We start from the raw sequence: 19,549 nt of genomic DNA, 5'->3' as shown, positions 1-19,549 counted from the left end.
ACGGCGGCGGGTGCTGCTCGAGTACGAAGGGGACGGCCACCGCGTGAGCAAGGAGCAGTTCCGCTACGACATCGTGCGCTCCGACGACCTCGCCGCCGACGGCTGGCGGGTCCTCCGAGCGACCGCCGACGACCTCACCCTCGAGGGCAGGAAGCGCCTCGTACTCCGGGTGCGACGCGCACTCGAGGCCTCCGAATCGCGAGAGTTGCCGCCTCGGCGACGCGGAGGCGGCAACTCTCGCGATACGAGAGCTCGAGGGTCACTTCTTGGAGGCGCTCAGCTGCTCGATCACGGCCTGCGCGACGTCGTGCATCGTCAGCCGGCGGTCCATCGAGGCCTTCTGGATCCAGCGGAACGCCTCGGGCTCCGACAAACCCATCTTCTCGTTGAGCAGGCCCTTGGCCCGGTCGACGAGCTTGCGGGTCTCGAAGCGCTCGACCATGTCGGCGACCTCGGACTCGAGCGCGACGATCTGCGCGTAGCGGGCGAGCGCGATCTCGATCGCGGGCAGCAGGTCCGCCGGGGTGAAGGGCTTGACCACGTACGCGAGGGCGCCGGCCTCGCTCGCCTGCTCGACGAGCTCCTTCTGGCTGAACGCCGTGAGCAGCACCACGGGGGCGATGTGATCCTTGGTCAGCCGCTCGGCCGCCTTGATGCCGTCCAGCTGCGGCATCCGCACGTCCATGACGACGAGGTCCGGCCGCAGCTCGGTCGCCAGCTGCACGGCGGTCTCACCGTCGCCGGCCTCCCCCACCACATCGAAGCCGTTGTCCCGGAGGATCTCGACGATGTCCAGGCGGATCAGGGATTCGTCCTCGGCGACGACGACGCGGCGCGTCGTGGCGGGTGCGTTGTCAACCACGGGAGGAGCCTAGTGGGCCGCGGGAGGACGTGCCCGCCCGCGGCCCGCCGTACCGGTGGTGGGACTCGAACCCACACGCCCTCTCGGACAGCGCATTTTGAGTGCGCCGCGTCTGCCGTTCCGCCACACCGGCTCGTGCGCGCCCCACTGTAGGCGCGGGGCGCGCCGCGGTCGTCAGGCCAGCCGCTGGTAGGCCGGCGCGGCCCCGTGGATCGCGTCGCCCATGACGTGGACGCGCATGTCGTTCGTCGAGCCCGGGATCCCGGGAGGGGACCCGGCGATCACGACGACCTTGTCGCCGCGCTCGAGCCGGCCGATGCCGAGCAGCACGTCGTCGACCTGCGCCATCAGCTCGTCGGTCGTGAGCACGCGCGGCACGAGGAAGGTCTCCACACCCCAGCTGAGCGCCATGCGGGAGCGGATCCCGGGCTCCGGCGTGAAGGCGAGCACCGGGATCTTCGACCGCAGGCGCACCATGCGGCGCACCGAGTCGCCGGACTCGGTGAAGACGCAGAGGTACTTCGCGTCGACGAAGTCGGCGACCTCCGCGGCGGCGAGCGTGATCGCACCGCCCTGGGTGCGGGGGCGCGTGCCGAGCGGCTTGATCCGGTCGAGGCCGTGGTCCTCCGTGGAGGAGACGATGCGGGCCATCGTCGCGACGGTGATCACGGGGTACTCCCCCACGCTCGTCTCGCCGGACAGCATCACCGCGTCGGCGCCGTCGAGGACCGCGTTCGCGACGTCGGAGGTCTCGGCGCGGGTCGGCACCGGCGACGAGATCATCGACTCGAGCATCTGCGTCGCGACGATGACCGGCTTCGCGAGGCGCCGCGCGATCTCGCACGCCTGCTTCTGCACGATCGGCACCGCCTCGAGCGGCAGCTCCACGCCGAGGTCGCCGCGCGCGACCATCACGCCGTCGAAGGCGTCGATGATCGCCTCGAGGTGGTCGACGGCCTGCGGCTTCTCGATCTTCGCGATGACGGGCACGCGGCGGCCCACCTCGTCCATGATCTCGTGGCAGCGCGCGAGGTCCTCGGGGCTGCGGACGAAGGACAGCGCGATCAGGTCGGCGCCGAGGCGCAGCGCCCAGCGCAGGTCCGCCTCGTCCTTCTCGCTGAGCGCCGGCACGTTCACCGCGACGCCCGGCAGGTTGATGCCCTTGTTGTTCGACACGAATCCGGGCACGACGCACTCCGTGCGGACCCGGACGCCGTCGGTGTCGAGCACCGTGACGCGCACCTTGCCGTCGTCGATCAGCAGCGAGTCGCCGGGGTGGACGTCCTGCGGCAGCCCCTTGAAGGTGGTGCCGACCAGGTCCTTCGTCCCGAGGACGTCCTCGGTGGTGATCGTGAGCACGTCGCCCTGCGCGAGCTCGTGCGGCCCGTCGGCGAAGCGCCCGAGCCGGATCTTCGGCCCCTGCAGGTCCACGAGCACCGCGACCGCGCGGCCGGACTCGTCGCTGGCGCGCCGCACCTGGGAGTAGACGCCCTCGTGCACCTCGTAGCTGCCGTGGCTGAGGTTCATGCGGCACACGTCCACCCCGGCGTCGACGATCGCCCGGATCGTCTCGTAGCTGGAGGTCGCAGGACCCAGGGTGGCGACGATCTTGGCGCGTCTCATCGGGGGGTGTTCCGCCTCTCGGGTCGGGTCGGGGACGGCTCAGAGGCTACTCGCCGCGGCGAGGCCCGGCCGACGGCTCAGAGCGCCAGGGCGCGATCGGTGGGGCGCACCGGCGCCGGCAGCTCGGTCGTGCCCTGCAGGTACTCGTCGACGGAGGCGGCGACGGACCGCCCCTCCGCGATCGCCCACACGATCAGCGACTGCCCGCGGCCGGCGTCGCCGGCGACGAAGACGCCCGGCGTGCTGGTGGAGAAGGCCCCGTCGCGCGCGACGTTGCCGCGCTCGTCGAAGGGGACGCCGAGCTGCGCGTCGAGCGACTCCTGCTCCGGGCCCGTGAACCCCATCGCGATCAGGACGAGGTCGGCGGGGATCAGCCGCTCGGTGCCGGAGCGGGGCACGCGGCGCCCGTCGACGAACTCGGTCTCGGCGACGCGCAGCGCGGAGACCCGGCCCGTGTCGTCGCCGACGAACTCGACGGTGGAGGCGAGGAACTCGCGCCGGCCGCCCTCCTCGTGCGCCGAGGAGACCTCGAACACGGTCGGCACCATCGGCCACGGCTGGGAGTCGCTGCGGCTCATCGGCGGCTGCCGGCCGATTGCGAGGTTGGTGACGGCGGCGGCGCCCTGGCGGTGCGCGGTCCCGATGCAGTCGGCACCGGTGTCGCCGCCGCCGATGACGACGACGTGGCGGTCCTCGGCCGTGATCTGCGCGGCGACGTCGTCGCCGGCCACCGCCTTGTTCGCCTGCGTCAGGTACTCCATGGCGAAGTGGACGCCGTCGAGGTCCCGCCCCGGGATCGGCAGGTCGCGCGGGACGGGCGCGCCGGTGGCGACCACGACCGCGTCGTAGCGGCGCCGCAGCTCGTCCCAGGCGATGTCCCGGCCGATCTCCACCCCCGCGCGGAAGCGGGTGCCCTCGGCGATCATCTGGTTCAGCCGCTGCTCGAGCCGCGACTTCTCCATCTTGAACTCGGGGATGCCGTACCGGACGAGCCCGCCGATGCGGTCGTCGCGCTCGAAGACCGCGACGGTGTGCCCCGCCCGCGTCAGCTGCTGCGCAGCCGCGAGGCCGGCCGGCCCGGAGCCGACCACGGCGACGGTCTTGCCCGTGAGCCGCTGGGGCGGCTGCGGCTGCACCCAGCCGTTCTCGAAGGCCTTGTCGATGATCGAGATCTCGACCTGCTTGATCGTCACCGCCGGCTGGTTGATGCCGAGGACGCAGGAGGCCTCGCAGGGCGCCGGGCAGAGGGTGCCGGTGAACTCGGGGAAGTTGTTCGTCGCGTGGAGCCGCTCGATCGCCTGGCGGCCCTCGCCGCGGTGCATGAGGTCGTTCCACTCGGGGATGAGGTTGCCGAGCGGGCAGCCCTGGTGGCAGAACGGGATGCCGCACTGCATGCAGCGACCGGCCTGACGCCGCAGCTCGCCGGAGTCCTGCTGCTCGTAGACCTCGCGCCAGTCCATGAGCCGCAGCGCGACGGGGCGCCGCGGCGGCAGCTCGCGCTCGCGGGTCTTGAGGAAGCCCTTCGGGTCAGCCATGGGTGGATCCGTTCGGGAGGAGACGGGTTCGGGTGGTCTCGAGGCTCGCTGCGCTCGCACCTCGACCAGCGGTGCAGGAGCGAGCCGCGGAATTGCGCGGGCGCAGCCCGCTAGCCATTCGTGGCCTCGAGGATGCGCTTCCAGACGACGTCGCCGTCCGGGTCGAGCCCCTCGTCCTCCGCGCGGGCGCGGGTCTCGAGGACGGCGGCGTAGTTGCGGGGCAGCACCTTGACGAAGCCGGCGGCGGCCGCCTCGAAGTCGTCGAGCAGCCGCTGCGCGAGCCCGGAGCCGGTGAGCGCGACGTGCCGCTCCAGCAGGTCGCGCAGGATCTCGGCGTCCGCGCTGCCGAGCGGCAGCAGGTCGAGCTCGCCCGCGAGCGCCTCGGCGTTCACCTGCTGCTCGGTGAGTCCGTTCACGTAGGCGGTGCCGCCCGACATCCCCGCGCCGAGGTTGCGTCCCGTCGCGCCGAGGATGACGGCGAGGCCGCCGGTCATGTACTCGAGCGCGTGGTCGCCGACGCCCTCGACCACGGCGGTGGCGCCGGAGTTGCGCACGAGGAACCGCTCCCCCACGACGCCGGAGATGAACATCGTCCCCTGCGTCGCGCCGTAGCCGATCACGTTGCCCGCGATCACGTTCTCCTCCGCCGCGAAGGCGGAGTCCGGGTGCGGCTTGACCACGATCTCGCCGCCGGACAGGCCCTTGCCGACGTAGTCGTTGCTGTCGCCGACCAGCGTCAGCGTGACGCCGGCGGGCAGGAACGCCCCGAAGGACTGCCCCGCCGACCCGGTCAGCTCGACCTCGATCGACCCCGCGGGCAGGCCGTGCTCGCCGTGCCGCTTCGTCAGCTCGTGGCCGAGCATCGTGCCGACGGCGCGCTCGGTGTTGCGGATCGGCAGCGACAGCGAGACGGACCCGCCGTTCGCGAGCACCTCGCCCGCGCGGTGGATCAGCGTGTTGTCGAAGTGCTCGTCGAGCTCGTGGTCCTGCCCCGTGCGCCGCGTCCGCGGCTCCTCGTCGCCGAAGGCCGGGCCGACGAGGATCGGCTCGAGGTCGAGCCCGTCGGTCTTCCAGTGCCGGATCGCCGCGTCGACGTCCAGCAGCTCCTTGCGGCCGATGACCTCCTCGAGGCTGCGGTAGCCGAGGGAGGCCAGCAGCTCGCGCACCTCCTGCGCGATGAACTCGAAGAAGTTCACGACGAACTCCGGCTTGCCGCTGAAGCGGGCGCGCAGCTCGGGGTTCTGCGTCGCGACGCCGACCGGGCAGGTGTCGAGGTGGCAGACGCGCATCATGACGCAGCCCTCGACGATCAGCGGGGCGGTCGCGAAGCCGAACTCCTCGGCGCCGAGCAGGGCCGCGACCAGCACGTCGCGGCCGGTCTTCATCTGCCCGTCGACCTGCACCGTCACCCGGTCGCGCAGCCCGTTCAGCATCAGCGTCTGCTGCGTCTCGGCGAGCCCGAGCTCCCACGGCGTCCCCGCGTGCTTGAGGGAGTTGAGCGGGGAGGCGCCCGTGCCGCCGTCGTGCCCGGAGACCAGCACGACGTCGGCCTTCGCCTTCGTCACGCCGGCGGCGACCGCGCCGATGCCGGACTGGCTGACCAGCTTCACGTGCACCCGGGCGGACGGGTTCGCCCGCTTCAGGTCGAAGATCAGCTGCTTCAGGTCCTCGATCGAGTAGATGTCGTGGTGCGGCGGCGGCGAGATCAGGCCGACGCCCGCGGTCGAGTGCCGCGTCCGCGCGATCCAGGGGTACATCTTCGCCGGCGGCAGCTGCCCGCCCTCACCGGGCTTCGCGCCCTGCGCCATCTTGATCTGGATGTCGTCGGCATGCGTCAGGTACATGCTCGTGACGCCGAAGCGGCCCGAGGCGACCTGCTTGATGCGGGAGCGGCGCGCCGGGTCGAGCAAGCGCTCGACGTCCTCCCCGCCCTCGCCCGTGTTGGAGCGGCCGCCGAGCCGGTTCATCGCGATCGCGAGCGTCTCGTGCGCCTCGCGGGAGATCGAGCCGTAGGACATCGCCCCCGTGTTGAAGCGCGAGACGATCGACTCGATCGACTCGACCTCGTCGAGCGGCACCGGCTCGCGGTGCGCGTCCGAGAAGCGGAAGAGCCCGCGCAGCGTCATCTGGTCGGCGGCCTGGTCGTCGACGAGGCGCGTGTAGTCCTTGAAGACGTCGTAGCGCCGGTTGCGGGTCGAGTGCTGCAGGCGGAACACCGTCTCCGGGTTGAAGAGGTGCGGGGGGCCGCCGCGGCGCCACTGGTACTCGCCGCCGGTCGCGAGCCCCGTCGGCAGCGCTGCCGCCTCCTCGGGGAAGGCGGCGCGGTGCCGCGCGGCGGACTCCGCCGCGATCTCGGCGATGCCGATGCCGCCGAGCTTCGTGGTCGTGCCGGTGAAGTACTCCTGCACCACCTCCGCCGACAGGCCGACCGCCTCGAACGCCTGCGCCGCGGCGTACGACGAGACGGTCGAGATGCCCATCTTGGACATGATCTTCAGCACGCCTTTGCCGAGCGCCTTGATCAGGTTCTTGACCGCCTTCTCGGGCGTGACCCCGGTCAGCTCGCCGGAGCGGACCAGCTGCTCGACGGACTCCATCGCGAGGTAGGGGTTCACCGCGGACGCGCCGTAGCCGATCAGCAGCGCGACGTGGTGCACCTCGCGGACGTCGCCGGCCTCGACGATCAGCCCGACCTTCATCCGGTTCTGCCGCCGGATCAGGTGGTGGTGGATCGCCGAGATCATCAGCAGGCTCGGCACGGGCGCGAGCTCGCGGTTCGAGTCGCGGTCGGACAGCACGAGGAACTCCGCGCCGCGCTCGATGGCCTCGTCGGCCTCGCGCCGCATCGCCTCGATGCGGTCCTCCATCGCCCGCTCGCCGTCGTCGACCCGGTACAGCCCGCGGATCACGGTCGTCGTCGCGGAGCCCGGGCTCTCGTCGATGTGCTGCAGCTTGGCCAGCTCGTCGTTGTCGATCACCGGGAAGCCGAGCACCACCTGGCGCGCGTGCTCCGGCGTCGCCGAGAGCAGGTTGCGCTCGGGGCCCAGCCCGAGCCCGAGGGAGGTGACGACCTCCTCGCGGATCGCGTCGAGCGGCGGGTTCGTGACCTGCGCGAACTGCTGCACGAAGTAGTCGAACAGCAGCCGCGGCCGCTTCGACAGGATCGCGATGGGGGTGTCGGAGCCCATGGCGCCGAGCGGCTCCGCGCCCTTCTCGCCCATCGGGCCGAGCAGGATCCGCACCTCCTCCTCCGTGTAGCCGAAGGTGCGCTGACGGCGCTGGACGGAGGCGGGCGTGTGCACCACGTGCTCGCGCTCGGGCAGGTCGGCGAGCCGGATGCGGCCCGACTCGATGTACTCGCCCCAGGGCTTCTCCGCCGCGAGCTGCGACTTGATCTCGTCGTCGTCGATCAGTCGGCCGGCGGCGGTGTCGACCAGGAACATCTTCCCGGGGCGCAGCCGGCCGCGGCGGGCGACCCGCTCCGGCGCCACGTCGATGACGCCGGTCTCGCTCGCGAGCACGACGAGGCCGTCGGTCGTCTCGAGCCAGCGGCCCGGGCGCAGCCCGTTGCGGTCCAGGGTCGCGCCGACGAGCGAGCCGTCGGTGAAGACGATGGCCGCCGGCCCGTCCCACGGCTCCATGATCCCGGAGTGGTACTCGTAGAAGGCGCGGAGCGCGGGGTCGAGCCCGGGCTGGTTCTCCCACGCCTCGGGCACCATCATCATGATCGCGTGCGGCAGGCTGCGGCCCGTCAGGCTGAGCAGCTCGACGACCTCGTCGAACGACGCGGAGTCGCTCGCGCCCGGCGTGCAGATCGGCAGCAGCGGCTCGATGTCGCCGATGAGGTCGCTCGCCAGCTGCGACTGCCGGGCCCGCATCCAGTTGCGGTTGCCCTGCACCGTGTTGATCTCGCCGTTGTGGGCGATCATCCGGAACGGCTGCGCGAGCGGCCACGACGGGAAGGTGTTCGTCGAGTAGCGGGAGTGCACGAGCGCGAGCGTCGACGCGAACCGCTCGTCCGACAGGTCGGGGTAGAACGGCTCCAGCTGGAGCGTCGTCACCATGCCCTTGTAGACCACCATGCGGCAGGACAGGGAGGCGAAGTACGCCTGGTGCTCGCGCTCGGCGCGCTTGCGCAGGCGCATCGTCCGCCGGTCGAGGTCGATGCCGGCGAGCGGGGCGCCCGCGGCGGCGACGAAGAGCTGCTCGAAGACCGGCATGGCGCCGCGGGCGAGGGTGCCGATTGCGCTCGGGTCGGTCGGGACCTGGCGCCAGCCGAGGACGCGCAGGTCCTCCTGCTCGGCGATCCGCGCGATCGCCGCCTTCAGGGCGTTGCGCTCGCGGGCGTCGACGGGCAGGAACCCGAGGCCGACCGCGTACTCGCCCGCGCCGGGCAGCGGGAACGGCGCGACGGCGGCGAAGAACTCGTGCGGGACCTGTGTGACGATGCCCGCGCCGTCGCCCGTGCCCGCGTCGGAGCCGACCGCGCCGCGGTGCTCCAGGTTGCGGAGGGCGTCGAGGGCGTGCTCGATGATGTCGTGGCCCGCGGTGCCGCGCAGGGTGGCGACCATCGCGAGTCCGCACGCGTCCTTCTCGGCGGCCGGGTCGTAGAGCCCGGCGGCGTCGGGGACGGTGCTGAAGGGCAGGCGGGGTGCGGTGTCGACCACGGCGTCCTCCTTACGGTGCCTGGTTCACTTCGGGGAAGCAGGTTGGGGGGGGGCGGGACGCCGTCGGCCCTTCGTCGGGTGCGGCGTGCGGGGCGGTGCCCCCGGTCAGCGCCGGCTCGCGGCGCCGCTTGTGGCGGCGGCCGCCTGATCCACGGGCGGCTCCCCGTCGAAGTCGGCCGCGGTGTAGCGCGATACTACCGGCGCGTCGGGCGTCCACCCGCGCCCCGGGCGGTACACGCCGGGCTCCGCGCCGCGGTGCCGGCGCACCGACCACGCGATGATCAGGACGCCGAGCAGCACCGCGCCGAGGGCCGCCCAGATGTTCACCCGCAGCCCGAGCAGGACGGTCGTGGGGTCGATCCGGATCGCTTCGAACACGGAGCGGCCGATGCCGTACCAGATCAGGTAGAGGCCGAGCGCGCGCCCCCAGCGCAGCGGCACGCGGCGGTCGATCAGCAGGATGAGGATCGCGCCCGCGGCGTTCCAGACCAGCTCGTAGAGGAATGTCGGGTGGAACAGCGTGCCCGCGGGCAGCCCCGCCGGGAAGGCCGGGTTGGTCGTCGGGACCTCGAGGCCCCACGGCAGGGTGGTCGGGATGCCGTACAGCTCGGTGTTGAACCAGTTGCCGATGCGCCCTATCGCCTGGGCGAGCAGCAGCCCGGGCGCGACCGCGTCCGCGAAGGACAGGAAGCGGATCCCGGTCCAGCGGCTGGCGATGTACGCGCCGACGGCGCCCCCGAGCACGGAGCCGAAGATGGCGTTGCCGCCCTGCCAGATCGCGAAGGGCTCCCACCAGGCGTGGCCGGGGCCGAAGTAGTCGCCGACGTGCGTGAAGACGTGCCAGGCGCGCGCGCCGACGAGCGCCAGCGGCACGGCGACGATCGCGAAGTCGACGACGACGCCGGGCTGCGCGCCGCGCTTCGTGAGGCGGCGCGACGTCATGATCGTCGCGACCACGATGCCCGTGAGGATGCAGAGCGCGTAGGCGTGGATGGTGAACGGGCCGATGACGAAGCGGGCCCAGTCCGCGGGCGGGCTCGGGATGCTGGCCGGGATCACGCCGACGAATCTAGCGGCGGGGGCGCGGCCCCGTGGGCGGGGGCGCGGGGCGGGTGGAGAGCGCGTCGGGGCCGGGAAGCGGGGCGGAGCGAAGCCTGGAAGCGGGCGGCCGGGAAGCAGGAGGGCCGGAGCCCGGAGGTGCGGAGCCAGGAGGCCGGGAGGCCGGAAGGCCCGTGCTGCTCAGAGGCAGCGCGCGCCGTGCGCTGCCGGGCAGGTGGTGCGTGCAGGTCGATGTCGCGGATGCAGGACGAACTCGGCTGATCCGTCCTGCATCCGCGACATCGACCTGCATCCGCGACCAGCGCCCCGCCTCCCGGCCTCGCACGACCGCGCCGCGGCGCGACGGCGCAGCGGCGCTTGGCCGTGCCGCCCTGGTCGGGTGCGGTGCGGCTTCGTCGGATGCGGTGCGCGCTGGGCGGTGGAGGGTGCACCGGATCCTGCGGAGGTGCACCGGATCCGACCGCGCAGCAGCGGATGCGGCGCGACCCGGGTCAGCGGCGGGCGGTACCCGTCGCCAGCTCGTCCGCGGCGTCGGCGAGCGCCTCGAGCCCGTCGCCGAGCGCCGCGACGAGCCGGCTGCCCACGATCGCGCCGTCGGCGTAGCCGAGCACCTCCGCCACCTGGGCGCCGCTCGAGATGCCGAGGCCGACCGCGAGCGGCGCGGAGGTCACCTCGCGCAGGCGGCCCGTCAGCGTGCGCGCGGCCTCGTCGACGTCCGTGCGCGCACCGGTGATGCCCATCGTCGAGACGACGTAGGTGAAGCCGCGGGACAGGTCCGCCGCCCGGCGCAGCCGCTCGTCGCTCGACGTCGGCGCGGCCAGGAACACCCGGTCGAGGCCCGTGGCGTCGCTGGCCGCCAGCCAGTCGCCCGCCTCGTCCGGGATGAGGTCCGGGGTGATCAGGCCCGCGCCGCCGGCGGCGCGCAGGTCGTCGGCGAACCGCTGCGCGCCGTAGGCGACGACCGGGTTCCAGTAGGTCATGCAGAGCACCGCGGCGTCGCTCGCCGCCGAGATCTCGCGCACCGCGTCGAACGCGTGCCGCAGCCGGAAGCCGTTCGCGAGCGCCTGCGTCGTCGCGGCCTGGATCGTCGGGCCGTCCATCACCGGGTCGGAGTAGGGCAGCCCGAGCTCCAGGACGTCCACACCGTGCTGCGTGAGCGTGATCGCGGCCCGGATGCTCGTGTCGAGGTCCGGGTAGCCGACCGGCAGGTAGCCGACGAGCGCGCCGGCCCCGCGCTCCTTCGCGCGCCCGATGGCGGCCGCGGTGGGCGAGGCGGTCACTCCTGCACCGCGTCGCGGTCGACGAGGTCGAACCAGCGCGCCACCGTCGTCGTGTCCTTGTCGCCCCGGCCGGACAGGTTGATCAGCAGCGTGGCACTCGGGCCGAGCTCGCGGCCGAGCTCGAGGGCGCCGGCGAGCGCGTGCGCGCTCTCGATCGCCGGGATGATCCCCTCGGTGCGGCTGAGGAGGCGCAGCGCGTCCATCGCCGCGGCGTCGGTGACGGGCCGGTAGACGGCGCGGCCGCTCTCCGCGAGGTACGCGTGCTCCGGGCCCACGCCCGGGTAGTCGAGACCGGCCGACACCGAGTGCGACTCGAGGGTCTGCCCGTCCTCGTCCTGCAGCACGAAGCTGCGGGCGCCGTGGAGCACGCCGGGGCCGCCCGCGGTGAGCGTGGCCGCCGTGCGCGGGGTGTCCGCGCCGTCCCCGCCCGCCTCGAAGCCGTACAGGCCGACGCCCGGGTCGTCGAGGAAGGCGGTGAAGATCCCGATCGCGTTCGAGCCGCCGCCGACGCAGGCGAGGACCGCGTCGGGCAGCGCACCGGTGCGCTCGAGCATCTGCGCCCGCGCCTCGTCGCCGATGATGCGCTGCAGGTCGCGGACCATCGCGGGGAAGGGGTGGGGCCCCGCCGCCGTGCCGAAGACGTAGTTCGTGGTGGCGACGTTCGTCACCCAGTCCCGCATCGCCTCGTTGATCGCGTCCTTCAGCGTGCGCGAGCCCGAGACCACCGGCACGACCTCCGCGCCGAGCAGCCGCATGCGCGCGACGTTCAGCGCCTGCCGCTCGGTGTCGACCTCGCCCATGTAGATGGTGCAGTCGAGCCCGAACAGGGCCGCGGCCGTCGCGGTGGCGACGCCGTGCTGCCCCGCGCCGGTCTCGGCGATGACGCGCTTCTTGCCGACGCGGCGGGTGAGCAGCGCCTGGCCGAGGACGTTGTTGATCTTGTGCGAGCCCGTGTGGTTCAGGTCCTCGCGCTTCAGGAAGATGCGCGCCTCGCCGGCGTGCGCGGCGAAGCGCGGCACCTCGGTCAGCGGGGAGGGGCGGCCGGTGTAGTCGCGGTGGAGCGCGGCCAGCTCGTCGAGGAAGACCGGGTCGGCCCGCATTGACTCCCACGTCCGCGTCAGCTCGTCGAGGGCCGCGACGAGCGGCTCCGGGACCCAGCGCCCGCCGTAGGCGCCGAAGTAGGGGCCCTGCCCGGACGGGCTGGACGCGATCGCGGTGCTCATGCTCCCGCCCTCTCGAACTCGTGGATCAGTGCGGCAGGGTCGCCCGTCACGAGCGCCTCCCCCACCAGGACCGCGTCGGCCCCGGTTGCGCGGTACGCGGCGACGTCGGCGGCGCTGCGCACGGCGGACTCGGCGACCTTGACCGGGCCCGCGGGGATGCGCTCGACGATGCGGCCGAACAGGTCGCGGTCGAGCGCGAACGTGTCGAGGTCGCGCGCGTTCACGCCGATCACCTCGGCGCCGACCGCGAGCGCCCGGTCGACCTCCTGCTCGCTGTGCGTCTCGACGAGGGCGGTCATCCGCAGGTCGCGGACCAGCGCCGCCAGCTCGCCGAGCCGCGCGTCGTCGAGCGCGGCGACGATGAGCAGGACGAGGTCGGCGCCCGCGGCGCGCGCCTCCAGCACCTGGTACGGGGTGGAGACGAAGTCCTTGCGGAGCACGGGCACCTCGACCGCGGCCCGGACCACCTCCAGGTCCCGCAGCGAGCCCTTGAAGCGGCGCTCCTCCGTCAGGACGCTGATCGCGGCCGCGCCGGCCGAGGCGTAGTCGGCCGCGAGCGCGGCGGGGTCGGCGATCGGGGCGATGTCGCCGCGGGAGGGGCTCGCGCGCTTGACCTCCGCGATCACCTTCGTCCGCTGCGGGTCGTGCGCGAGCGCGGCGGCCGCGTCGAGCGCGGGCGGCGCCGCGAGCGCGGCGCGCTCGACCTCGAGGAGCGGGCGATCCGCCTCCCGGCGCTGCGCGTCCTCCGCGGAGCCGGCGGTCAGCTCGACGAGCAGGCCGCGCAGGGTCGAGGTGCTCAGTGGTGGCTCCCGACGTGGCTGCCGCCGACGCCGTAGCCGGCCTTCTTCATCACGCCGCCGACGATCAGGCCGACGGGCACGAGCGCCGCTCCGACGAACACGAGGAAGAGCACGTTCAGGAACAGCGCGACGGTGCCGATGGCCACGCCGATCAGCATGATCGTGACCGCGGTCCACGCCGCCGGGGAGGAGCCGTGGCCGGGGTCGTCGCTGATGTTCGCCATGCCCGAGATCCTAGCGGCGGGGGCCGCGCTCCCCCGGGGCGCGTGCTCCTCCGCACCCGGGCCGGTTCCGGACATCCGGGTGCGGCGCGGCGGGCCCGGATGTCCGCGACGGGACCGCCGCCGGCGGGCCCGGCCTCACTCCGTCGGGTCGCCGCCGCGGGTCAGGGCGTCCCACTCGGCGATGGGGTCGGTGCTGCGGACGACAGCGGCGTCCTGCTTGCGGAACCGCCGGCCGCCCGTGCTCCACCGGCCGGCCCGGATCAGCACGACCACCCCGACGGCCGCGGCGAGCACGCCGCCGACCGTGCCGGCCGCCGCCCAGCCCGATCCCGCGACGGCGCCGTCGGCCGCGCCGACGAGGCCGGTCGCCGTGCTCACGGCGCCGAGCACCCCTGAGGCGGGGTCGGCGGCGAGCGGCACGAGCAGCAGGACCTCGGCGGCGCCGAGGAGCACCAGGACCGCGCCGAGCACGCGGCGCACGACCGGGCCGGCGATCGTCAGCGCGCCCGCGAGCGCCAGGCACGCGAGCCCGAGCGGCGCGAGCGCCGGTGCGGCCTGGGACCCGGCGACCTCCACCGGCCGCGCGAGCCCCGGCACCGTCACGACCGCGAACGTCCGCGTGGAGACGAGCACCGCGAAGCCGCCGAGCGCGACGAGCGCCAGGACGACGAACATCCGCTCCCGCGCGGGCGTCACGGGGTGCGCACCGGCCGCATCGCGTCGGCGACCGCGACGGCCTTGAGCGGCGCGGTCGCCTTGTTCCAGCTCTCCGCCCACTCCAGCTCGGGGACCGAGTCGGCGACGAGGCCGCCCCCGGCCTGCACCCGGGCGACGCCGTCCGCGATCACCGCGGTGCGGATCGCGATCGCGAGGTCGAGGTCGCCGGCGAAGTCGAAGTAGCCGACGACGCCGCCGTAGACGCCGCGCCTCGCGGGCTCGAGCGCGTCGATGATCTCGAGCGCGCGCGGCTTCGGCGCGCCGGACAGCGTGCCCGCCGGGAAGGTCGCGCGCAGCACGTCGACCGGCCCGACGCCCGGGCCGGCGTCGCCCTCCACGCTCGAGGTGATGTGCATGATGTGGCTGAAGCGCTCGATGCGCATGAACTCGGTGACCTCGACCGACCCGGGCGAGCAGACCTTCGCGAGGTCGTTGCGCGCGAGGTCGACGAGCATCAGGTGCTCCGCCCGCTCCTTGGCGTCGACCGCGAGCTCGGCGGCGAACGCCTCGTCCGCCTCGGGAGTCGCGCCGCGGGGGCGCGAGCCGGCGATCGGGTGGCTGAAGACGCGGCCGCGCTCCACCTTCACGAGCGCCTCCGGCGACGACCCGACGACGGCGAACGGCGACCCGTCGGGCCGCTCGTGCGCGAGCAGGTACATGTACGGCGACGGGTTCAGCTGCCGCAGCACCCGGTACACGTCGAGCGGGCCGGCCGAGGTGGGCAGGTCGAAGCGCTGCGCGATCACGACCTGGAAGACGTCGCCATCGCGGATGTGCTGCTTCGCGGTCTCCACGCTCGCGAGGTAGTCCGCCCGCCGGGTCCGCATCGCGGGCTCGGGCGCGACCGCGAAGTCGACCTCGGCGAGCTGCGCCTCGGCGGGCACGGCGAGCCGCCGCTCGAGCGCGTCGAGGCGGCGCTGCGCGTCGGCCCACGCCGCGTCGGCGTCGACCGCGCCGTCGTTCAGCACCGTCGCGATCAGGGAGACGCTGCCCTCCAGGTGGTCGACCGCGACGACCTCGGAGGCGAAGACCATCCCGATCTCGGGCAGCGCGAAGTCGGCGGGCGGGGCGTCCGGCAGGTGCTCGATCAGCCGCACGGCGTCCCAGCCGATGTACCCGACGAGCCCGCCCGTCAGCGGGGGCAGACCGTCCACGGGCGGCGAGGCCCACTGCGAGTGCAGGTCGTCGAGCGCCTCCAGGTAGTCCCCCGTGATGCCGCCGGTGAACGCCCGCGAGGCGGGCAGCCCCCAGTCCTGCCACACCGGCCGGCCGCGCTGCTCGGTCAGGGCGCCGAACGCGGCGACGCCGATGAAGGAGTAGCGGGACCAGATGCCGCCCTGCTCCGCGGACTCGAGCAGGAAGGAGCCGGGCCGCATCCGCCCCCCGGCGCGCACGCAGAGCTTGCGGAAGATGCCGAGCGGGGTCTCGCTGTCGGCGAAGAGGACGCGGGCGACCGGGACGACCCGGCGGCCGTCGAGCAGCGCGTCGAACCGCTCGCGCGTCGTCGTGCCGCGCATCAGGAGGCTCCCCCGGTCTCGATCGGGTGCACGTCGAAGCAGGCGTGCGCGCCGGTGTGGCAGGCGGCGCCGGTCTGGTCGACGGTGACGAGCAGCGTGTCGGCGTCGCAGTCGAGCGCGGCGCCGCGGACGTGCTGCACGTGCCCGGAGGTGTCGCCCTTGCGCCAGTACTCCTGCCGCGACCGCGACCAGAACGTCACCCGGCCCTCGGTCAGCGTGCGCCGCACCGCCTCGCGGTCCATCCAGCCGACCATGAGCACGTCGCGGGTCGACGCCTCCTGGATCACGGCGGGCAGCAGGCCGTCGGCGGCGAAGCGGGCGAGCGCGAGGGCGCGGTCCGGGTCGATGCGGTGCTGGTCGTCCACGCCGCCCATCCTCCCGTGTTCAGCGGACGACGACGCCCGCGTCGGCGAGCGCCGCCTTCACCTGCCCGATCGTCAGCAGCCCGCGGTGGAAGACGCTGGCCGCGAGTACCGCGTCGGCGCCCGCCTGCACTGCGGGCGCGAAGTGCTCGAGCCCGCCCGCACCGCCCGAGGCGATGAGCGGCACGCTGCTCACCGCGCGGACGGCCTCGATGAGCCGCAGGTCGTAGCCCGCCTTGGTGCCGTCCGCGTCGATCGAGTTCAGCAGCAGCTCCCCCGCGCCGAGCCCGACGGCGCGCTCGGTCCACTCGAGCGCGTCGACGCCGGTCCGCGTCCGGCCGCCGTGGGTGGTGACCGACCAGCCGGAGGGCGACGTCGGGTCGTGGAGGACGTCGAGGGAGAGCACGCAGACCTGCGCCCCGAAGCGGGCCGCGATCTCCATGATCAGGTCCGGGCGCGCGATCGCGGCCGAGTTGACCCCGATCTTGTCGGCACCGGCCTGCAGCAGCGCGTCGACGTCGTCGACGGTGCGCACCCCGCCGCCGACGGTCAGGGGGACGAAGACCTGCTCGGCGGTGCGGCGCACGGTGTCGAGCAGCGTGCCGCGGGCCTCCACCGTCGCCGTGACGTCGAGGAAGGTGATCTCGTCGGCGCCGTCCTCGGCGTAGCGGGCGGCCAGCTCGACCGGGTCGCCGGCGTCCTCGAGGCCCTGGAACCGCACGCCCTTGACGACGCGGCCCGCCGCCACGTCGAGGCACGGGATGACCCGGGTGGCGAGCATCAGAGCCGCGCCGCGTGGATCGGCGTCACGAAGATCGCGCGGGCGCCGAGCGCGTACAGGCGGTCCATCACGAGGTTCATCTCGCTCCGCGGCACCATCACGCGTACCGCCGCCCAGGCCGGGTCGTGCAGCGGCGAGACGGTCGGCGACTCGATGCCGGGCGCGACCCGGGCGGCCTCGTCGAGCAGCTCGCGGGGCAGGTCGTAGTCGACCATCACGTAGCGGCGGGCGACGAGCACGCCCTGCAGTCGCCGCTCGAGCACCTCCATGCCCTCGGCGCGGGCGGCCCCGCCGATGAGGACCGCGGTCGACTCGAGGATCACGGGCCCGAAGATCTCGAGGCCCTGCGCACGCAGGGTCGTGCCGGTCTCGACGACGTCGGCCACCGCGTCGGCGACGCCGAGCCGCACCGCCGTCTCCACCGCGCCGTCGAGGTGCACGAGCGTCGCGGTGACGCCGCTGCGCTCGAGGAAGGCGCCGACGAGGCCGGTGTAGCTGGTGGCGACCCGCAGCCCCTCGAGCTGCTCGAGCGCGGAGAACCGGCCCGCGGGGCCGGCGAACCGGAAGGTCGAGGACGCGAAGTCGAGCGCGGCCACCTCGACCGCGGCGGAGCCGGAGTCGAGCAGCAGGTCGCGGCCGGTGATGCCGACGTCCAGCGCCCCGGAGCCGACGTAGGTCGCGATGTCGCGCGGCCGCAGGTAGAAGAACTCCGCGTCGTTGCGGGGGTCGGCGACCGTCAGCTCCTTCGCGTCACGGCGCAGCCGGTAGCCGGCCTCGCCGAGCATCTGCGCGGCGGTGTCGGCGAGCGCGCCCTTGTTGGGCACGGCGATCCTCAGCATGGAGAGGTCCTGTTCGTCACGAGGGGTGGTGGAGGGGCGGCGTCAGAGATGTCGCCCGACGTCCTCCAGCGTCAGCCCGCGCGCGATCAGCAGCACCTGCAGGTGGTAGAGCAGCTGCGACGCCTCCTCGGCGACGCGGTCGTCGCTCTCGTGCTCCGCCGCCATCCAGACCTCCGCGGCCTCCTCGACGATCTTCTTGCCGATGCCGTGGACGCCGAGGTCCAGCTCGGCGACGGTGCGGGAGCCCTCGGGGCGCTCGGCCGCCTTCGCCGACAGCTCGGCGAACAGGGCGTCGAACGTCTTCACGCGCCCAAGGCTAGCGAGACGGGGCCGGTCGGCCCTCCGCGAGGGCGCGGAGACGCTGCACCGCGGCGTCCGGGTCGTCCTCGCCGAACACGGCGGAGCCCGCGACGAAGGCGTCCGCGCCGGCCTGCGCGGCTGCGGCGATCGTCTCGGCGCCGATGCCGCCGTCGACCTGCAGCCGCACGTCCCGGTCGCCGATCGCGGCCCGCACCCGCCGCACCTTGTCGAGCATCGGCTCGAGGAACGACTGCCCGCCGAAGCCCGGCTCGACCGTCATCACGAGCACCTGGTCGAACTCGTCGAGCAGCGGCAGGTACGGCTCCGCGGCCGTCGCCGGCTTGAGCGCGAGGCCGGCCCTGGCGCCCGCCGCGCGGATCGCGCGGGCGGTGGCGACGGGCGACGGCGAGGCCTCCGCGTGGAACGTCACCGTCTCCGCGCCCGCCTCGGCGTAGCCCGCCGCCCAGCGGTCCGGGTCGTCGATCATCAGGTGCACGTCGAGCGGCAGTGCGCTGACCCGGGCGAGCCGCTGGACCATCGGCAGGCCGAACGTCAGGTTCGGCACGAAGTGGTTGTCCATCACGTCGCAGTGCACGAGGTCCGCGGAGGGGATCCGCGCGATGTCGGCCGCGAAGGCGGTGAAGTCGGCGGAGAGGATGCTCGGTTCGATCCGGACGGCCACGCGGCGAGACTATCCAGCCGACCCGGGACCGGGCCGCCCGTGGCGGGTCGGGACGGGGCGGGTCAGGACGGGCTCGGGACGGCGACGGCGGGGTCGACGGCCTCGTGCTCGGCGAGGAACGCGGCGACGACGGCGCGGAACGCCTCCGGCTGCTCGAGGTGCGTGCAGTGGCTCGCGTCCGCAAAGACGCGGCTGCGGGCGTTCGGGATCCGCTCGACGAACGGCGCCCACGCCTCCGGGGTCGCCTCGTCGAACTCGCCCGCGACGACGAGGGTCGGCACGGCGACGTCGCCGAGCCGGTCGACGACCGTCCAGTCCTTGAGGGTGCCGGTCACGAAGAACTCGTTGACCCCGTTCATGGTGTGGTAGACGGTCGGCTCCGCCTCCATCTGCCGCTCCGTGTCCACGAAGTCCTGCGGCGCCGGCACGACGCGGCAGACGTGCCGCTCGTAGAACACGCGCGTCGCGTCGAGGTACTCGGGGTCGTCGACGGTGCCGTCCGCCTCGTGGCGGTCGAGGGCGTCGCGCACCTCGTCCGGCAGCTGCGCCCGCAGCGCGTTCGCGCCGGCGACCCAGAGCGGCATGGACGCGGGCGAGTTGCAGATCGCGAGGGAGGCGAGACCGGCGGGACGCCGCACCGCGATCTCCGCGCCGAGCATCCCGCCCCACGACTGCCCGAGCAGGTGGTAGCGCTCGAGGCCGAGCGCCTCGACGAGGTTCTGGAACTCGTCCACGAACAGCTGCGGGGTCCAGAAGTCGGCGGGCGCGTCGGGCCGGTGGCTGCTGCGGCCGCAGCCGACCTGGTCGTAGTGCACGACCGTCCGCCCCGTCTCGTCGGCGAGCGCCGCGAGGTTGCGGACGTAGTCGTGCGCCATCCCCGGGCCGCCGTGCAGCACGACGAGCGGCAGGGCTCCGGGCACGGGGTGCTCCGGCGCGGTCACCTGCACCCAGGTGGACAGGTCGCGGAAGGGGACGGTGCGGGTCTCGACGGGCACGGTGCCAGCATGGCCCGCCGCATCCTTGGAGGATCCAGAGCGGACTGATGGCCCGCTGCGAGGCGCGGCCGGATCGGCAGCCG

General features: G+C 73.8%; 17 protein-coding genes and 1 tRNA gene. All 18 read right to left on the bottom strand.

Going from position 1 to position 19,549, the window contains the following annotated elements:
* Window positions 1–259: 259 nt before the first annotated feature.
* A complete protein-coding gene (locus ACFSBI_RS05445) occupies window positions 260–862 on the bottom strand; it encodes an ANTAR domain-containing response regulator (protein ID WP_377932821.1) in 603 nt (200 codons plus the stop codon).
* A 50-nt stretch (window positions 863–912) separates the two neighbouring features.
* A tRNA-Leu gene (locus tag ACFSBI_RS05440) sits at window positions 913–995 on the bottom strand.
* Window positions 996–1,036: 41 nt separating this feature from the next.
* Entirely contained in the window at window positions 1,037–2,485 is a 1,449-nt protein-coding gene (gene pyk / locus ACFSBI_RS05435; protein ID WP_377932819.1) for a pyruvate kinase, read from the bottom strand.
* A 77-nt stretch (window positions 2,486–2,562) separates the two neighbouring features.
* Window positions 2,563–4,020, bottom strand: a complete 1,458-nt coding sequence (locus ACFSBI_RS05430; protein WP_377932817.1) for a glutamate synthase subunit beta — start codon at window positions 4,018–4,020, stop codon at window positions 2,563–2,565.
* A gap of 110 nt (window positions 4,021–4,130) precedes the next feature.
* Window positions 4,131–8,687, bottom strand: a complete 4,557-nt coding sequence (gltB, locus tag ACFSBI_RS05425; RefSeq protein WP_377932815.1) for a glutamate synthase large subunit — start codon at window positions 8,685–8,687, stop codon at window positions 4,131–4,133.
* Window positions 8,688–8,792: 105 nt separating this feature from the next.
* Window positions 8,793–9,746: a prolipoprotein diacylglyceryl transferase gene (lgt, locus tag ACFSBI_RS05420; RefSeq protein ID WP_377932813.1), complete on the bottom strand. Its 954-nt coding sequence runs from the start codon at window positions 9,744–9,746 to the stop codon at window positions 8,793–8,795.
* A 491-nt stretch (window positions 9,747–10,237) separates the two neighbouring features.
* A complete protein-coding gene (trpA, locus tag ACFSBI_RS05415; RefSeq protein WP_377932811.1) occupies window positions 10,238–11,026 on the bottom strand; it encodes a tryptophan synthase subunit alpha in 789 nt (262 codons plus the stop codon).
* On the bottom strand, window positions 11,023–12,249 hold the full coding sequence (trpB, locus tag ACFSBI_RS05410) for a tryptophan synthase subunit beta (protein ID WP_377932810.1): 1,227 nt from the start codon (window positions 12,247–12,249) through the stop codon (window positions 11,023–11,025). Before trpB ends, trpA begins: the two co-directional genes overlap by 4 nt.
* Window positions 12,246–13,025, bottom strand: coding sequence for an indole-3-glycerol phosphate synthase TrpC (gene trpC, locus ACFSBI_RS05405; protein ID WP_377932975.1), 780 nt, complete (start codon window positions 13,023–13,025; stop codon window positions 12,246–12,248). The genes trpB and trpC overlap by 4 nt, the downstream gene beginning before the upstream one ends.
* Before the next feature lie 20 nt (window positions 13,026–13,045).
* Window positions 13,046–13,273 carry an HGxxPAAW family protein gene (locus tag ACFSBI_RS05400; protein ID WP_377932808.1) on the bottom strand — a complete coding sequence of 76 codons (228 nt, stop codon included), beginning with the start codon at window positions 13,271–13,273 and terminating at the stop codon, window positions 13,046–13,048.
* A 135-nt stretch (window positions 13,274–13,408) separates the two neighbouring features.
* Window positions 13,409–13,969, bottom strand: a complete 561-nt coding sequence (locus ACFSBI_RS05395) for a Trp biosynthesis-associated membrane protein (protein ID WP_377932806.1) — start codon at window positions 13,967–13,969, stop codon at window positions 13,409–13,411.
* Window positions 13,966–15,507 (bottom strand): anthranilate synthase component I, encoded by a 1,542-nt coding sequence (locus ACFSBI_RS05390; protein ID WP_377932804.1) that lies wholly within the window; start codon window positions 15,505–15,507, stop codon window positions 13,966–13,968. The genes ACFSBI_RS05395 and ACFSBI_RS05390 overlap by 4 nt, the downstream gene beginning before the upstream one ends.
* Window positions 15,507–15,881, bottom strand: a complete 375-nt coding sequence (hisI, locus tag ACFSBI_RS05385; protein WP_377932802.1) for a phosphoribosyl-AMP cyclohydrolase — start codon at window positions 15,879–15,881, stop codon at window positions 15,507–15,509. The genes ACFSBI_RS05390 and hisI overlap by 1 nt, the downstream gene beginning before the upstream one ends.
* Before the next feature lie 10 nt (window positions 15,882–15,891).
* Complete coding sequence (gene hisF / locus ACFSBI_RS05380; protein ID WP_377932973.1) at window positions 15,892–16,653, bottom strand: imidazole glycerol phosphate synthase subunit HisF; 762 nt, start codon at window positions 16,651–16,653, stop codon at window positions 15,892–15,894.
* Window positions 16,650–17,489: an ATP phosphoribosyltransferase gene (hisG, locus tag ACFSBI_RS05375; protein WP_377932800.1), complete on the bottom strand. Its 840-nt coding sequence runs from the start codon at window positions 17,487–17,489 to the stop codon at window positions 16,650–16,652. Before hisG ends, hisF begins: the two co-directional genes overlap by 4 nt.
* A 42-nt stretch (window positions 17,490–17,531) precedes the next feature.
* Window positions 17,532–17,795 carry a phosphoribosyl-ATP diphosphatase gene (locus ACFSBI_RS05370; RefSeq protein WP_377932798.1) on the bottom strand — a complete coding sequence of 88 codons (264 nt, stop codon included), beginning with the start codon at window positions 17,793–17,795 and terminating at the stop codon, window positions 17,532–17,534.
* Between the two features lie 10 nt (window positions 17,796–17,805).
* On the bottom strand, window positions 17,806–18,471 hold the full coding sequence (gene rpe, locus ACFSBI_RS05365; protein ID WP_377932796.1) for a ribulose-phosphate 3-epimerase: 666 nt from the start codon (window positions 18,469–18,471) through the stop codon (window positions 17,806–17,808).
* Window positions 18,472–18,533: 62 nt separating this feature from the next.
* Window positions 18,534–19,466 (bottom strand): proline iminopeptidase-family hydrolase, encoded by a 933-nt coding sequence (locus tag ACFSBI_RS05360; RefSeq protein WP_377932794.1) that lies wholly within the window; start codon window positions 19,464–19,466, stop codon window positions 18,534–18,536.
* Window positions 19,467–19,549 lie beyond the last annotated feature (83 nt).

The organism is Amnibacterium endophyticum (assembly GCF_042680685.1).
In the GTDB taxonomy this organism is placed as follows: domain Bacteria; phylum Actinomycetota; class Actinomycetes; order Actinomycetales; family Microbacteriaceae; genus Amnibacterium; species Amnibacterium endophyticum.
This window is presented reverse-complemented; position numbering and strand designations above follow the sequence as displayed.

What these genes read in the sequence shown, in the direction of transcription:
- trpB (WP_377932810.1), bottom strand. Translation starts at nt 12,249, where the DNA reads ATGAGCACCGCGATCGCGTCCAGCCCGTCCGGGCAGGGCCCCTACTTC.
- ACFSBI_RS05390 (WP_377932804.1), bottom strand. Translation starts at nt 15,507, where the DNA reads ATGCGCGGCACGACGACGCGCGAGCGGTTCGACGCGCTGCTCGACGGC.
- pyk (WP_377932819.1), bottom strand. Translation starts at nt 2,485, where the DNA reads ATGAGACGCGCCAAGATCGTCGCCACCCTGGGTCCTGCGACCTCCAGC.
- hisG (WP_377932800.1), bottom strand. Translation starts at nt 17,489, where the DNA reads ATGCTGAGGATCGCCGTGCCCAACAAGGGCGCGCTCGCCGACACCGCC.
- hisI (WP_377932802.1), bottom strand. Translation starts at nt 15,881, where the DNA reads ATGGGCGGCGTGGACGACCAGCACCGCATCGACCCGGACCGCGCCCTC.
- ACFSBI_RS05430 (WP_377932817.1), bottom strand. Translation starts at nt 4,020, where the DNA reads ATGGCTGACCCGAAGGGCTTCCTCAAGACCCGCGAGCGCGAGCTGCCG.
- ACFSBI_RS05400 (WP_377932808.1), bottom strand. Translation starts at nt 13,273, where the DNA reads ATGGCGAACATCAGCGACGACCCCGGCCACGGCTCCTCCCCGGCGGCG.